The organism is Gemmobacter sp. 24YEA27 (genome assembly GCF_030052995.1).
Lineage (GTDB): Bacteria > Pseudomonadota > Alphaproteobacteria > Rhodobacterales > Rhodobacteraceae > Pseudogemmobacter.
The window spans coordinates 2,800,999-2,813,491 of sequence record NZ_JASJPW010000001.1 but is presented as its reverse complement, the minus strand read 5'-3'; the positions used below and the strand labels follow the sequence as shown (position 1 = coordinate 2,813,491).

The window sequence follows — 12,493 nt, the reverse complement described above, 5'->3', positions numbered from 1 at the left end:
ATATGACAGGCCAGATCCCTGCACGGATACAGGAAAAAAAGGGCGGCATCCGCTGATGCCGCCCCGCCTCACAGGCATCCCCCGATGTGAGCCGGTCGCTCAGCCGGCAAGCGCCCTGTTCAGATACTCATCAACCTTTTCCAGATAGCCCATCGTGGTCAGCCATTTCTGATCCGGCCCGACCAGCAGCGCCAGATCCTTGGTCATGAACCCGTCTTCGACGGTGCGGACGCAGACCTGTTCCAACGTTTCGGCAAACCGCGTCAGCTGCGGATTGTCGTCTAGTTTCGCGCGGTGTTTCAGCCCGCCGGTCCAGGCAAAGATCGAGGCGATGGAATTGGTCGAGGTCTGCTTGCCGGCCTGGTGCTGGCGGAAGTGGCGGGTGACGGTGCCATGTGCGGCCTCGGCCTCGACGGTCTGGCCATCCGGCGTGAGAAGGATCGAGGTCATCAGACCGAGCGAGCCGAAACCCTGCGCTACAGTGTCGGATTGCACATCGCCGTCATAATTCTTGCAGGCCCAGATATAGCCGCCCGACCATTTCAGCGCCGAAGCCACCATATCGTCGATGAGGCGGTGCTCGTAATGGATGCCTTTGGCTTTGAACTTCTCTTCAAATTCCTCGGCATAGACCTGGGCAAAGAGATCCTTGAAGCGACCGTCATAGGCTTTGAGGATGGTGTTCTTGGTGGAGAGATAGACCGGCCAGCCCTTGATCAGCCCGTAATTGAACGAGGACCGCGCGAAGTCGATGATCGACTGGTCGAGGTTGTACATCCCCATCGCGACGCCTGCGGCGGGGGCGTCAAAGACGTCATATTCCTGGGTGGTGCCGTCTTCGCCCACGAATTTCATCGTGATCCTGCCGGGGCCGGGGAAGCGGAAATCTGTCGCCTTATACTGGTCGCCGAAGGCATGGCGGCCGACCACGATGGGTTTCGTCCAGCCCGGCACGAGACGCGGCACGTTTTTGCAGATGATCGGCTCGCGGAAGATCACGCCGCCCAGGATGTTGCGGATGGTGCCGTTAGGGCTTTTCCACATCTGCTTCAGGCCAAACTCCTCGACCCGCGCCTCATCGGGGGTGATCGTCGCGCATTTGACGCCGACGCCGTATTTCTGAATGGCATGGGCTGCGTCAACGGTCACCTGGTCTGCGGTGCGGTCGCGTTCTTCGATGCCCAGATCGTAATATTTCAGGTCGATATCGAGATAGGGGAGGATCAGCTTTTGCTTGATGAAATCCCAGATGATCCGGGTCATCTCATCGCCGTCAAGTTCCACCACCGGGTTGGCCACCTTGATCCTGGTCATCATACGCCCTTTCTGGATTGGGTTGCGCCTGGGGCCGTATTTAGCGGAAATCCGGGTGGCGCGGAAGGTAGTATGCAATGGTATACAAAAAATTCATCTTCGCCTGCCGGTAAAACGGGCGGCTTTGTGGCTGGCCGGGGATGCCTCCGGCGGGAGTATTTTCGTCAAGAGGAAGGGGGCAAGGACGCCAGCAGCGGCTCAGGGCGCGAACCAGGCTTTGGCCTTCTGGCTGACCCAGGTCCATATCCCGGGCGCACCGCGCGCGATTTTCTGGCCGACCCGGGCGACAAGCTGGTCCCAGGTGACGTTATAGGTGGTCCAGGTGCCGCCGCCGGATTGCAGATTGGCAAGGACCGGCTGCACCCGGTCGAGGGATTTGGCGAAGACGGCATCCGGGGTCTCAGCCGCCTCGAATTCATCCCAGAGCGCGCGGAAGGCCAATGCCTGGTCAGGCGGCAGGAGGCCGAAGATGCGCCCGGCCGCGCGCTGTTCGGCAAGGACGGTGTGCTCGCTGGCATGGGCGGCGCCGTTCGCGGAATGGATCGGCACATCGCCGGTGTCGATCTCGACCAGATCATGCAGGAGCAACATGCGGATGACGCGGTCGATCTGCACGCCTTCGGGCGCCTGATCCGCCAGAACCATGGCGTAAAGCGCCAGATGCCAGGAATGCTCGCCTGAATTCTCGCGCCTCGATCCGTCGCACAGCGTGGTGGCACGCAGCACCGATTTCAGCCGGTCGGCCTCGTTCAGAAAGGCGAACTGGGCGTCGAGACGCGGATGGGTGGCGGGCGGTGCAGGCGCGGCGGGGGGGCTGAGCGGGGTATCCATGCTGCAGTCATCGCGCGAAAGGCCGGAGTCTGGCAAGGGGGGAAGGCCGGCCCGCGCTGGCCAGACCAGGCGAAGGGGGCTCAGCCGGGCAGGGTGAGGATGATGGCCTGTGATCCGGTTGCCACCACAGTATGTTCATATTGCACCACCGGCGCCATCGGCGCGCTGTAGAGCGTCCAGCCATCCTCGCCGGCATCGGCCCAAAGACCGCCGGTCGAGAGGAACGGCTCGACCGTCAGGACGAGGCCCTTTTCGATACGGCGGCGGTCGCCGCGGGTCGGCCAGGTGGCAATTTCGGTCGGTTCTTCATGCAGGCTGCGGCCGATGCCGTGGCTCGCGAGATTGCGGATCAGCGTATAGCCGCGTTTCTGTGCGAATTTGCCAATGGCGTTACCGATGCCTGCGAGGGGTTTGCCGGCGCGGACCTCGTTGATGCCGGTCTCCATCGCACGGCGCCCCTCGCGGCAAAGCCGGCTCAGCGCCTCACGCTCTGGCTGCAGCTGCCAGCTTGCCCCGGTATCGGCGAAGAACCCGTCTTTCGAGGCCGAGACATCGATATTGACGAGGTCTCCGGCGGCGAGCACGCGGGGGCCGGGGATGCCATGGGCGATTTCCTCATTGACGCTGATACAGGTGGCGCCGGGGAAATCGTAAGCGCTGCGCGGTGCCGAGACCGCGCCCTCGCGTTCGAGCAGCCCGGTCCCGATCTCGTCGAGTTCAAGCGTGGTCATGCCCGGCTCCATCGCTCTGGCCATGGCAAGCATGGTATTGGCGACGATGCGGCCGATATGGCGCAGGCTTTCAAGCTCGTCCTGATGGGTGATCGTCATGGCCGGAGCGTTCCGCTTTGGGGGTCAGTGGCCGCTGCCGAGGCTGACATCGCGCGGTGCATCCGGGGCGTCAGCGCCGTCGCGTTTGGCCCGGAGCGCGCGCAGGAGGAAGTCGCGGCCGCGCGCCTCGGCGAGACGGATGCGGATCGAGGTCATATAGGCCTCTTGCAGCGTTGGCGAAGCAGCCCCCAGGACCCGGCCGACCTGTTCGTAAAAACGGTCATCCTGCAGTTCATCCTGCGAGGCGAGCACGTCTTTCGCAAGCTGGTCGGCAAGCTCCTGGATGAAGGACATCAGCGGGTGCTTTCGGTCATGCGGCGCCTGACGTAATCCGAAACCGTCTCGATCATTGGCTTCATATGCGCGTCTTCATCCTTGAAGAAGTGATCGGCGCCTTCGACCTCGGTATGGGTGATCGTGATGCCCTTTTGCTCGTGCAGCTTGCCGACGAGGGTGCGGGTGTCTTTCGGCGGGGCCACTTTATCGGCGGTGCCGTTGATCACGAGGCCTGATGAAGGGCAGGGGGCGAGGAAGCTGAAATCGTAAAGGTTCGCGGGCGGTGCCACCGAGATAAAGCCGGTGATCTCGGGGCGGCGCATCAGAAGCTGCATGCCGATCCAGGCACCGAAGGAGAAGCCCGCGACCCAGCAATGTTTCGCATTCTGGTTCATCGACTGCAGGTAGTCGAGCGCCGAGGCCGCATCCGACAGCTCGCCGATGCCCTGATCATATTCGCCCTGGCTGCGCCCGACGCCGCGGAAATTGAACCGCAGCACATTGAAGCCCAGATTGTAGAAGGCGTAATGCAGGTTATAGGTAACCTTATTGTTCATCGTGCCGCCATAGGCGGGATGCGGATGCAGAACGATGGCGATCGGAGCGTCGCGTTCCTTCTGTGCATGGTAGCGTCCCTCGAGACGTCCATCGGGGCCGGCAAAGATAACTTCGGGCATACGCTCTCGCCTGATTTCTCCGGGATCGAAACTTGACTGAAACGCCCGGGTAATTTAGAACTGTTCTAAAGGGGGCAAATCTTGTCCCCCGGATCGCACCTGAGGTAATGGCCCCGGGCTGGCTCGTCAATGGATCTGGCTGGAATTGGGCCGCTCCCCCGGGGATGTGGCCGGATTGCCGGGAATTGCAGGGGTCGCCCGGGCTTGCGCAGTGGTTGCCCGGGCTCGAGTGTGGGTCTGGTTGCGGGTCTGGCTGCGGGTCGGGGGAAAGGCCTCGCGGCGCGCTCGTTAAGGAGAGTCTGGGATGAAGCTGTCGACGAAGGGCCGGTATGCGATGGTGGCGCTTGCCGATCTCGCAATGAGTGAGGCGAAGGCGAAACTCGCGCTGGCAAAGGCAGGCGGGGAGGCGGCGGAAGTTGAGGATCTGGTGGCTTTGGCCGAGATCTCGAAACGCCAGGACATTTCGCTGCCCTATCTGGAGCAGCTTTTCGTCAAGCTGCGCCGGGCCGGACTGGTGGACGCAGTGCGCGGCCCGGGTGGCGGCTACCGGCTGGCGCGATCACCGGATTCGATCCGGGTGAGCGAGGTCTTGCAGGCGGTCGATGAGACGGTCGATGCGATGCATACCGGCGCGGGCGCCACGGGGGGCTCGTCGGGCACGCGGGCACAGTCGCTGACCAACCGGCTCTGGCAGAGCCTTTCGGCCAATGTCTATGTGTTTTTGCACCAGGCACGGCTTTCGGATGTGATCGGCAATGAGATGACGCCCTGTCCGGCAGTGCCGAACCTGTTCCGGGTGGTGGATGAGGAATGAGACTGTTGCGCGCCATGGCTGAGATCGCCGGGGGGCTGTCTGCCCCCGCGCCGGTCGCTGCGCGTCCGGCTCCCCCGAGGATATTTTTCGACAGATGAAAGGGGCGCGCCATGAGCACGCGGCTTTATCTGGACTGGAATGCAACGGCGCCTTTGCGGGCCGAGGCGCGGGCGGCGATGATTTCGGCGATGGATGTCGTCGGGAACCCGTCTTCGGTCCATAGCGAGGGGCGGGCGGCGAAAGCGCTGATGGAGCACTCGCGCGAGGAGATTTCGGCAGCTTTCGGTGCGGATGGGGCGGATCTGGTCTTTACCTCGGGGACGACCGAGGCGTCGGCCCTGGCATTGGCGGGGCGGGGGCTGGCTTGTGCCGGTGTCGAGCATTCGGCGGTTTCGGCCTGGTGTGACGATGTCTTGCCGGTCGGGCGGGATGGCGCGGTTTCGGTTCCGGATCCGGGGCAGGGCACCCTGCAGCTTGCCAATCCCGAGACGGGGATCGTGCAGGATCTGCCCGAAGGGCTCGCGGTGTCGGATCTGACGCAAGGAATGGGCAAGCTGCCGGTCGCCTTCAACTGGCTTGGCTGCGATATGGGGCTCGTGTCGGCGCATAAATTCGGCGGGCCGCGGGGCATTGGGGCGCTTTTGCTGAAGCGCGGGCTTGATGTGGAGGCAAAGCTGAAAGGCGGCGGCCAAGAGATGGGGCGGCGGTCCGGCACAGAGAATCTGATCGGGATTGCCGGCATGGCGGCTGCGGCGACGGCTGCGGCGCGTGATCTGGCGAACGGGACCTGGGAAGAGGTCGCCCGCATAAGGGATATTCTGGAATCAGCATTGTTTGCCGGCGCTGAGGGCATTATCTCGGTCTCGAAAGGCCAGCCACGGTTGCCGAATACGCTTTGCGTCATTGCGCCGGGCTGGAAGGGCGAGACCCAGGTCATGGCCATGGATCTTGCCGGCTTCGCGGTCTCTGCCGGATCGGCCTGTTCATCGGGCAAGGTCAGGGGATCGAAGGTGCTTGGCGCCATGGGCTACGGCGATGAGGCCGGACAGATGATCCGGATCTCGATCGGTCCGGGCGTGAATGAAGAGAATGTGCTCAGGTTCGCGGAGGCGTGGACCAGGGCTTACGGAAAAGCCCGCGCCCGTGCTGCGTGAAGATGGGCCGCGTGAGGATGGAGTGACCGAAATGAATACCCATGTGTCCGAGGATAATATCCGCATCCCCGATGAGGCGATCCGGGAAGGCGTCGACCGCGAGACGATTGAAACCGTCCAGGCGATGGCCGGAAAATATAAATATGGCTGGGAGACCGAGATCCCGACCGAATACGCGCCCAAGGGCCTGAACGAGGATATCGTCCGCCTGATCAGCGAGAAAAATGGCGAGCCGGAATGGATGCTGGACTGGCGTCTCAAGGCTTACCGGCGCTGGCTGGAGATGAAAGAGCCGCGTTGGGCGATGCTCAGCTATCCTGAGATCGATTATCAGGATCAGTATTACTATGCGCGCCCGAAAAGCATGGCGGAAAAGCCGAAATCGCTGGATGAAGTGGATCCGAAGCTGCTGGCGACCTATGCGAAGCTGGGGATCCCTCTGAAAGAGCAGGCTTTGCTTGCCGGCGTCGAGGCGCCGGAAGGCGAGCGCAAGGTCGCGGTCGATGCGGTGTTTGACAGCGTTTCTGTCGGCACGACCTTCAAGGAAGAGCTGAAAAAGGCCGGGGTGATCTTCTGTTCGATCTCGGAAGCGATCCGGGAATATCCTGACCTGGTGAAGAAGTATCTCGGCTCGGTCGTGCCGCAATCGGACAACTTCTTTGCGACGCTGAATTCGGCGGTCTTCTCGGATGGTTCGTTTGTCTACATCCCCGAAGGCGTGCGTTGCCCGATGGAATTGTCGACCTATTTCCGCATCAATGCGGAAAACACCGGGCAGTTCGAGCGCACCCTGATCATCGCCGACAAGGGCTCTTATGTGAGCTACCTTGAGGGCTGCACCGCGCCGAAGCGCGATACGATCCAGTTGCACGCCGCCGTGGTGGAAATCGTCATCCTCGACGATGCCGAGGTCAAATATTCAACCGTGCAGAACTGGTTCCCGGGCGATGAGGATGGCAAGGGCGGCATCTACAACTTCGTCACCAAACGCGCCGATTGCCGGGGCGACCGGGCGAAAGTGATGTGGACGCAGGTTGAGACCGGCTCGGCGATCACCTGGAAATACCCGTCCTGCATCCTGCGCGGCGATGACAGCCAGGGCGAATTCTACTCGATCGCCATCGCGAATAATTACCAGCAGGCCGATACCGGCACCAAGATGATCCATCTGGGCAAGAATTCGAAGTCGCGGATTGTGTCGAAAGGGATCTCGGCCGGGAAGGCACAGAACACCTATCGCGGCCAGGTCTCGGTTCACCCGAAGGCCACCGGATCGCGGAATTACACCCAGTGCGACAGCCTGCTGATCGGCGATCAGTGCGGCGCCCATACGGTTCCCTATATCGAGGTGAAGAACAATTCCTCGCGCTGCGAACATGAGGCGACCACATCGAAGGTCGACGAGGATCAGCTCTTCTATTGCCGCTCAAGGGGCATGGATGAGGAAGAGGCTGTCGCCCTGGTGGTGAACGGCTTCTGCAAGGAAGTCCTCCAGGCCCTGCCGATGGAATTTGCCATGGAAGCGCAAAGCCTGGTGGCGATTTCGCTGGAAGGTTCGGTGGGCTGAACCTTGTCCGGTGCCGTGCTTCAGCGTCCTGATCTGACCATGCCCGAGGCGGCTGCCCGGGCATGGACGGATGCCTGCGTCGAAGCGCGGGTGGTGCTGGAATATGGCTCCGGCGGATCGACCCTGGTCGCGGCCGAGGCCGGGGCAGAGGTCTGGTCGGTGGAATCCGATGCCTCCTGGGCCAGGATGATGGGCGACTGGTTCGCGGCACATCCGGCGCAGGCCGGCGTCCATATCCATCATGCCGATATTGGCCCGACAAAGGAATGGGGCCATCCGGCAGATGAGTCCGCCTTTCGTCGCTGGCCGGATTATGCATTGAAAATCTGGGACTTACCCGGCTTTTCTCACCCGGATCTGGTGCTGGTCGATGGCCGTTTCCGGCTCGCCTGTTTCCTGACCGTGGCTTACCGGATCACCCGTCCGGTGACGCTGTTTTTTGACGACTATGCCCCGCGCGAGGCCTATCACAAGGCTGAAGAGATCGCGCGGCCAACCGAGATGATCGGACGCATGGCGCGTTTCGATCTTGAACCTGTGACACTGACGCCGGACCGGCTGCGCGCTTATACGCGGGCGCTGCTACAACCGGTCTGAGGAGAGAAAAATGCTTGAGATCAAGAACCTGCATGTTAAACTTGAGGAAGAGGATAAGGTCATCCTCAAAGGCGTCGACCTGAAAATCGGGCCTGGCGAAGTTCATGCGATCATGGGGCCGAACGGCTCGGGCAAATCGACGCTTTCCTATGTGCTGGCGGGCCGCGATGGCTATGAGGTCACCGACGGCTCGGCCACGCTGGATGATGAAGAACTCCTTGAGATGGAGCCGGAAGAGCGCGCCGCAGCGGGCCTGTTCCTGGCGTTCCAATACCCGGTCGAGATCCCCGGTGTCGGCAATATGACCTTCCTCAGAACGGCGGTGAACGCGCAGCGCAAGGCGCGCGGCGAAGAGGAGCTTTCGGCAGGAGACTTCCTGAAAGTCGTGCGCGAAAAGGCGAAAACGCTGAAGATCGACGCCGATATGCTCAAGCGTCCGGTCAATGTCGGCTTCTCGGGTGGTGAGAAAAAGCGCAATGAAATCCTCCAGATGGCCATGCTGGAGCCGAAGATGTGCATCCTTGACGAGACCGATTCCGGTCTTGACGTCGATGCGATGAAACTTGTCGCAGAAGGCGTCAACGCGCTGCGCAGCGCGGGTCGTTCTTTCCTTGTGATCACCCATTACCAGCGCCTTCTCGATCATATCAAACCGGATGTGGTCCATATCATGTCCAATGGCCGCATCATCAAAACCGGCGGGCCGGAGCTGGCGCTTGAGGTCGAGAATAACGGCTACGCCGATCTGCTGGACGGGGTGCAGTAATGGCACTGGCACAGGTCAAACAGGACGCGCTGACGGCGCGGCTGCAGGGGCTCAGCGCCCCCGCAAAGGGCTGGACGGCTGCGGCGCGCGCTTCGGCCTCTGATCGGCTGGCGGCTCAGGGCCTGCCGACCCGGCGCGACGAATACTGGCGCTACAGTGACCCGGCCCAGCTGACAAAGCCGGAAATCAGCGGTGCGCCCGCCGATCTCGCGCCGTCCTTCGCGGCGCTGGATGCGGTGAAGCTGGTGTTTACCGATGGCGTGTTCGACGCGGCTGCCTCGGATGATCCGGCGCTTGCCGGAGTTGAACTGTTGTCGCTGGCAGGTCAGTCGGATATCCACTGGGCGCAGGGGCTTTATGGCCAGCTTGAGACCCGTGGCTCTTCTCCGGTAGAACGTCCGCTGGCGGCGCTGAACACCGCCTATGCGACTGAGGGTGTGCTGATCCGGGTGACCGGGCAGGCCGCAAAACCGGTTTCCCTGATTTATGCTCAGAAATCAGCGGTTTCCGATGTGATCCTTCATCACGTTGTTAAGCTGGAAGAGGGCGCGGAAATCACCCTTCTGGAAAGCGGCACGCCCGGCGCGCGCTTTAACACCGTGCTTGAGGTCGATGTGGCGTCAAACGCGCGCTTCCATCATATCCGCACGCAGGGCCCTGATGCTGATCGGCGCGGCGTCACCCATATCTTCGCCCATATCGCTGATAATGCGCTGTTCAAAAGCTTTACCCTGACCGCGGGCGGCCGTCTGACCCGCAATGAGGCGATCCTGGAAATCACCGGCGACGATTCCGTGGCGCATGTCGCCGGAACCGTGCTGGGCGATGGCAAGGATTTCCTCCAGGACGACACCATCTTCATCACCCATGCGTCCGAGCGCTGCGAAAGCCGTCAGGTCTTCCGCAAAGTGCTGAAAAATGGCGCGACCGGTGTCTTCCAGGGCAAGATCCTCGTCAAACAGGGCGCGCAGAAGACCGATGGCTATCAGATGAGCCAGTCGCTTCTGCTGGATGAGGATGCGCAGTTCCTCGCCAAGCCCGAGCTGGAAATCTACGCCGATGATGTGAAATGCAGCCATGGCTCCACCTCGGGCGCGATTGACGAGACGGCGCTATTCTACCTGCAATCGCGGGGGGTGACGAAACGCACCGCCCAGGCGCTTCTGGTTCTGGCTTTCCTGGCCGGCACGCTGGAAGAGATCGAGGATGAGGCCATCGCGGGCGAGGTCCATGCAAGGCTGGAAGACTGGCTGCACGGGCTGGACGGCTGAGACCCCTCCGGGCTAAATCCGCCAATGCGTTAACGGCCAGCAGGGAACAGGCAGAGACCATGTCGATCACCACCGATATCTTCCGGACCTGGGCCCGGCCTGGTGCGGTCATCCGCGAGAAACTGGCGGATGGCCCGCGCGAGGACAGGGCGCTGATCCTGCTCTTCGCGGCCTGTCTTTTGCTGTTCGTGGCGCAATGGCCGCGCCTCTCGCGCGAGGCTTTCCTTGCGCGAGAGGCGGCAACCGCCGCCGGCACGCCGCTGGATCAGGTGCCGGGCATCCAGGCCTTGATGGGGATCAATTTCTTCGTCTTTCTCTTCGTGGTACCGCTGTTCTTTTACGGCATCGCGGCGATCTCGGCGCTGGTGATCCGCGCCTTCGGGGGCGGATCGGCGCTTATGAAGCGCGGGTCTCGCTGTTCTGGGCGCTGCTTTGCGCGGCCCCCCTGATGCTGTTCCAGGGCCTTCTGGCCGGGTTCAGCGGACCGGGGTCTTCGGTGACGGTGGTCGGGATTCTGGTCGGGCTCTCATTCCTCTGGCTCTGGGTGAAACTTCTGCGCGAGGCGATGCAGTGATCGGCTTTTTCTTTTCCACCCTGCTTTTGTCGCTGCATGACCCGCGTCAGGGCCTGCGCCAGATCCAGGCGCTGAACCGGCCCGGCGGCACCGAGATGGTGGCGCTCCTTCTGATGGCGGTGGCCTCGGCCTTGTTGATGCAGCTGAGCCTGCAGATCCTGCCGATGCCCGAAGGCAGCCCGTTCACGGCGCTGTTCTCAACGCCTTTCGTGACGGCCGGGCTGCAATTCCTGACCCTCCTCCTCTGCGCCTTCCTGGCCTGGCTGGTGGGCGGCTGGTTCGGTGGTCGCGGATCCTTTGCCGATGCCGTGCTGGCGATCGCCTGGCTTCAGGCGGTAATGCTGGCGATCCAGCTGGTGCAGTTGCTGACGCTTGTCATCCTGCCCGTGCTGTCCAGCCTGATCGGCATCGCCGCCGTCGGGATCTTCGTGGTGCTCCTGAGCAATTTCATCGCCGAAATCCACGGCTTTGCCTCGCCGGTGAAGGTGTTCTTCGGGACGGTCCTGACCTTCTTGGTCAGCGTCTTCGTCCTGACGATGATCCTCGCCCCCTTCATCCCGTCGGAGTACCTGCCGCGTGAGCTATGATGTCGCAAAAATCCGCGCCGATTTCCCGATCCTCGCGCGCAAGGTGAATGACCGACCGCTGGTCTATCTCGACAATGGCGCCTCGGCGCAAAAGCCGCAGGTGGTGATCGACGCGATCACCCAGGCCTATTCGATGGAATATGCCAATGTTCACCGGGGCCTGCATTACCTGTCGAACCACGCGACCGAGGCCTATGAGGCGGTGCGCGGCAAGATTGCGCGCTTTCTGAACGCGCCCTCGGAAGACGAGATCGTCTTCACATCGGGGGCGACCGAGGGGATTAACCTCGTCTCCTATGCCTGGGCTGCACCTCGTTTGCAGGCCGGCGATGAGATCGTGCTTTCCGTGATGGAGCATCACGCCAATATCGTGCCCTGGCATTTCCTGCGCGAACGTCAGGGGGTGGTGCTGAAATGGGTCGAGGTCGATGCCAATGGCGTGCTCGATCCCCAGGCGGTGATCGACGCAATCGGGCCGAAGACAAAGCTGGTCGCCATCTCGCATATGTCGAATGTGACCGGCACCGTGGTTGATGTGAGCACGATCTGCGCCGCGGCCCGCGCACGCGGTGTGCCGGTGATGGTCGATGGCAGCCAGGCCTCGGTTCATATGCCGGTCGATCTGACGGCAATCGGCGCCGATTTCTACGCGATCACCGGCCATAAGCTTTATGGCCCCTCCGGATCCGGCGCGATCTGGATTTCCCAGGCGCGGATGGCGGAAATGCGCCCCTTCATGGGAGGCGGCGACATGATCCGCGAGGTGCATCGCGACTCGGTCACCTGGGCAGACCCACCGATGCGGTTTGAGGCCGGCACACCCGGCATCGTCAATCAGATCGGTCTGGGCGTGGCGCTCGATTACCTGACCGGCCTCGGCATGGAAAATATCGCTGCCCATGAGCGCGCTTTGCGCGATTACGCCCGCGAAAAGCTGAACGGGCTGAACTGGCTGAATGTCCAGGGGCAGGCGCCGGATAAGGGGGCGATTTTCAGCTTCACCCTGCAAGGCGCCGCACATCCGCATGATATCTCGACGATTCTCGACAAAAAAGGCATCGCCGTCAGGGCAGGGACCCATTGCGCCATGCCGCTGCTGGACCATTTCGGGGTGAGCGCAACCTGCCGCGCGTCCTTCGGTCTTTACAACACCCTGGCCGAGGTGGATGCCCTGGTCGAAGCGCTGGAATTCTGTCACGAACTCTTTGGCTGAAGCGGCACCACAAGCCTTGCAG

General features: G+C 62.1%; 15 protein-coding genes. 10 read left to right on the top strand and 5 right to left on the bottom strand.

Annotated features, from left to right (window positions below; translation table 11 throughout):
* Positions 1 to 99: 99 nt before the first annotated feature.
* From QNO18_RS14040 to QNO18_RS14020, 5 genes are all read right to left on the bottom strand, one after another.
* Positions 100 to 1,314, bottom strand: coding sequence for an NADP-dependent isocitrate dehydrogenase (locus tag QNO18_RS14040; RefSeq protein ID WP_283178165.1), 1,215 nt, complete (start codon positions 1,312 to 1,314; stop codon positions 100 to 102).
* Between the two features lie 198 nt (positions 1,315 to 1,512).
* The gene (locus tag QNO18_RS14035; protein ID WP_283178164.1) at positions 1,513 to 2,145 is read right to left on the bottom strand and encodes an HD domain-containing protein; all 633 of its coding nucleotides are present in this window, start codon (positions 2,143 to 2,145) and stop codon (positions 1,513 to 1,515) included.
* Between the two features lie 80 nt (positions 2,146 to 2,225).
* Complete coding sequence (gene map / locus QNO18_RS14030; protein WP_283178163.1) at positions 2,226 to 2,975, bottom strand: type I methionyl aminopeptidase; 750 nt, start codon at positions 2,973 to 2,975, stop codon at positions 2,226 to 2,228.
* 24 nt (positions 2,976 to 2,999) lie between these two features.
* The gene (locus tag QNO18_RS14025) at positions 3,000 to 3,269 is read right to left on the bottom strand and encodes a hypothetical protein (protein ID WP_283178162.1); all 270 of its coding nucleotides are present in this window, start codon (positions 3,267 to 3,269) and stop codon (positions 3,000 to 3,002) included.
* Positions 3,269 to 3,928, bottom strand: coding sequence for an alpha/beta hydrolase (locus QNO18_RS14020; RefSeq protein WP_198839270.1), 660 nt, complete (start codon positions 3,926 to 3,928; stop codon positions 3,269 to 3,271). Before QNO18_RS14020 ends, QNO18_RS14025 begins: the two co-directional genes overlap by 1 nt.
* Before the next feature lie 304 nt (positions 3,929 to 4,232).
* Here QNO18_RS14020 and QNO18_RS14015 point away from each other — a divergent pair, with 304 nt between their 5' ends.
* From QNO18_RS14015 to QNO18_RS13970, 10 genes are all read left to right on the top strand, one after another.
* Positions 4,233 to 4,742: an Rrf2 family transcriptional regulator gene (locus tag QNO18_RS14015; RefSeq protein WP_283178161.1), complete on the top strand. Its 510-nt coding sequence runs from the start codon at positions 4,233 to 4,235 to the stop codon at positions 4,740 to 4,742.
* Between the two features lie 110 nt (positions 4,743 to 4,852).
* The gene (locus QNO18_RS14010) at positions 4,853 to 5,896 is read left to right on the top strand and encodes an aminotransferase class V-fold PLP-dependent enzyme (RefSeq protein WP_283178160.1); all 1,044 of its coding nucleotides are present in this window, start codon (positions 4,853 to 4,855) and stop codon (positions 5,894 to 5,896) included.
* 31 nt (positions 5,897 to 5,927) lie between these two features.
* Entirely contained in the window at positions 5,928 to 7,463 is a 1,536-nt protein-coding gene (gene sufB / locus QNO18_RS14005) for a Fe-S cluster assembly protein SufB (protein WP_283178806.1), read from the top strand.
* A 15-nt stretch (positions 7,464 to 7,478) separates the two neighbouring features.
* Entirely contained in the window at positions 7,479 to 8,060 is a 582-nt protein-coding gene (locus QNO18_RS14000; protein ID WP_283178159.1) for a hypothetical protein, read from the top strand.
* 10 nt (positions 8,061 to 8,070) lie between these two features.
* Positions 8,071 to 8,826, top strand: a complete 756-nt coding sequence (sufC, locus tag QNO18_RS13995) for a Fe-S cluster assembly ATPase SufC (protein WP_092898011.1) — start codon at positions 8,071 to 8,073, stop codon at positions 8,824 to 8,826.
* Positions 8,826 to 10,097: a SufD family Fe-S cluster assembly protein gene (locus QNO18_RS13990; RefSeq protein WP_283178158.1), complete on the top strand. Its 1,272-nt coding sequence runs from the start codon at positions 8,826 to 8,828 to the stop codon at positions 10,095 to 10,097. The genes sufC and QNO18_RS13990 overlap by 1 nt, the downstream gene beginning before the upstream one ends.
* Before the next feature lie 59 nt (positions 10,098 to 10,156).
* Positions 10,157 to 10,546 (top strand): hypothetical protein, encoded by a 390-nt coding sequence (locus tag QNO18_RS13985; RefSeq protein ID WP_283178157.1) that lies wholly within the window; start codon positions 10,157 to 10,159, stop codon positions 10,544 to 10,546.
* Complete coding sequence (locus QNO18_RS13980) at positions 10,546 to 10,671, top strand: hypothetical protein (protein WP_283178156.1); 126 nt, start codon at positions 10,546 to 10,548, stop codon at positions 10,669 to 10,671. The genes QNO18_RS13985 and QNO18_RS13980 overlap by 1 nt, the downstream gene beginning before the upstream one ends.
* Positions 10,668 to 11,258 carry a Yip1 family protein gene (locus tag QNO18_RS13975; protein WP_283178155.1) on the top strand — a complete coding sequence of 197 codons (591 nt, stop codon included), beginning with the start codon at positions 10,668 to 10,670 and terminating at the stop codon, positions 11,256 to 11,258. Before QNO18_RS13980 ends, QNO18_RS13975 begins: the two co-directional genes overlap by 4 nt.
* Positions 11,248 to 12,471: a cysteine desulfurase gene (locus QNO18_RS13970; protein ID WP_283178154.1), complete on the top strand. Its 1,224-nt coding sequence runs from the start codon at positions 11,248 to 11,250 to the stop codon at positions 12,469 to 12,471. Before QNO18_RS13975 ends, QNO18_RS13970 begins: the two co-directional genes overlap by 11 nt.
* Positions 12,472 to 12,493: the final 22 nt, after the last annotated feature.

Bases quoted from the DNA above. Each gene is read 5' to 3' on its own strand.
- QNO18_RS14040 (WP_283178165.1), bottom strand. From the start codon at position 1,314: ATGACCAGGATCAAGGTGGCCAACCCGGTGGTGGAACTTGACGGCGAT.
- QNO18_RS14035 (WP_283178164.1), bottom strand. From the start codon at position 2,145: ATGGATACCCCGCTCAGCCCCCCCGCCGCGCCTGCACCGCCCGCCACC.
- map (WP_283178163.1), bottom strand. From the start codon at position 2,975: ATGACGATCACCCATCAGGACGAGCTTGAAAGCCTGCGCCATATCGGC.
- QNO18_RS14025 (WP_283178162.1), bottom strand. From the start codon at position 3,269: ATGTCCTTCATCCAGGAGCTTGCCGACCAGCTTGCGAAAGACGTGCTC.
- QNO18_RS14020 (WP_198839270.1), bottom strand. From the start codon at position 3,928: ATGCCCGAAGTTATCTTTGCCGGCCCCGATGGACGTCTCGAGGGACGC.
- QNO18_RS14015 (WP_283178161.1), top strand. From the start codon at position 4,233: ATGAAGCTGTCGACGAAGGGCCGGTATGCGATGGTGGCGCTTGCCGAT.
- QNO18_RS14010 (WP_283178160.1), top strand. From the start codon at position 4,853: ATGAGCACGCGGCTTTATCTGGACTGGAATGCAACGGCGCCTTTGCGG.
- sufB (WP_283178806.1), top strand. From the start codon at position 5,928: ATGAATACCCATGTGTCCGAGGATAATATCCGCATCCCCGATGAGGCG.
- sufC (WP_092898011.1), top strand. From the start codon at position 8,071: ATGCTTGAGATCAAGAACCTGCATGTTAAACTTGAGGAAGAGGATAAG.
- QNO18_RS13990 (WP_283178158.1), top strand. From the start codon at position 8,826: ATGGCACTGGCACAGGTCAAACAGGACGCGCTGACGGCGCGGCTGCAG.
- QNO18_RS13985 (WP_283178157.1), top strand. From the start codon at position 10,157: ATGTCGATCACCACCGATATCTTCCGGACCTGGGCCCGGCCTGGTGCG.
- QNO18_RS13980 (WP_283178156.1), top strand. From the start codon at position 10,546: ATGCTGTTCCAGGGCCTTCTGGCCGGGTTCAGCGGACCGGGGTCTTCG.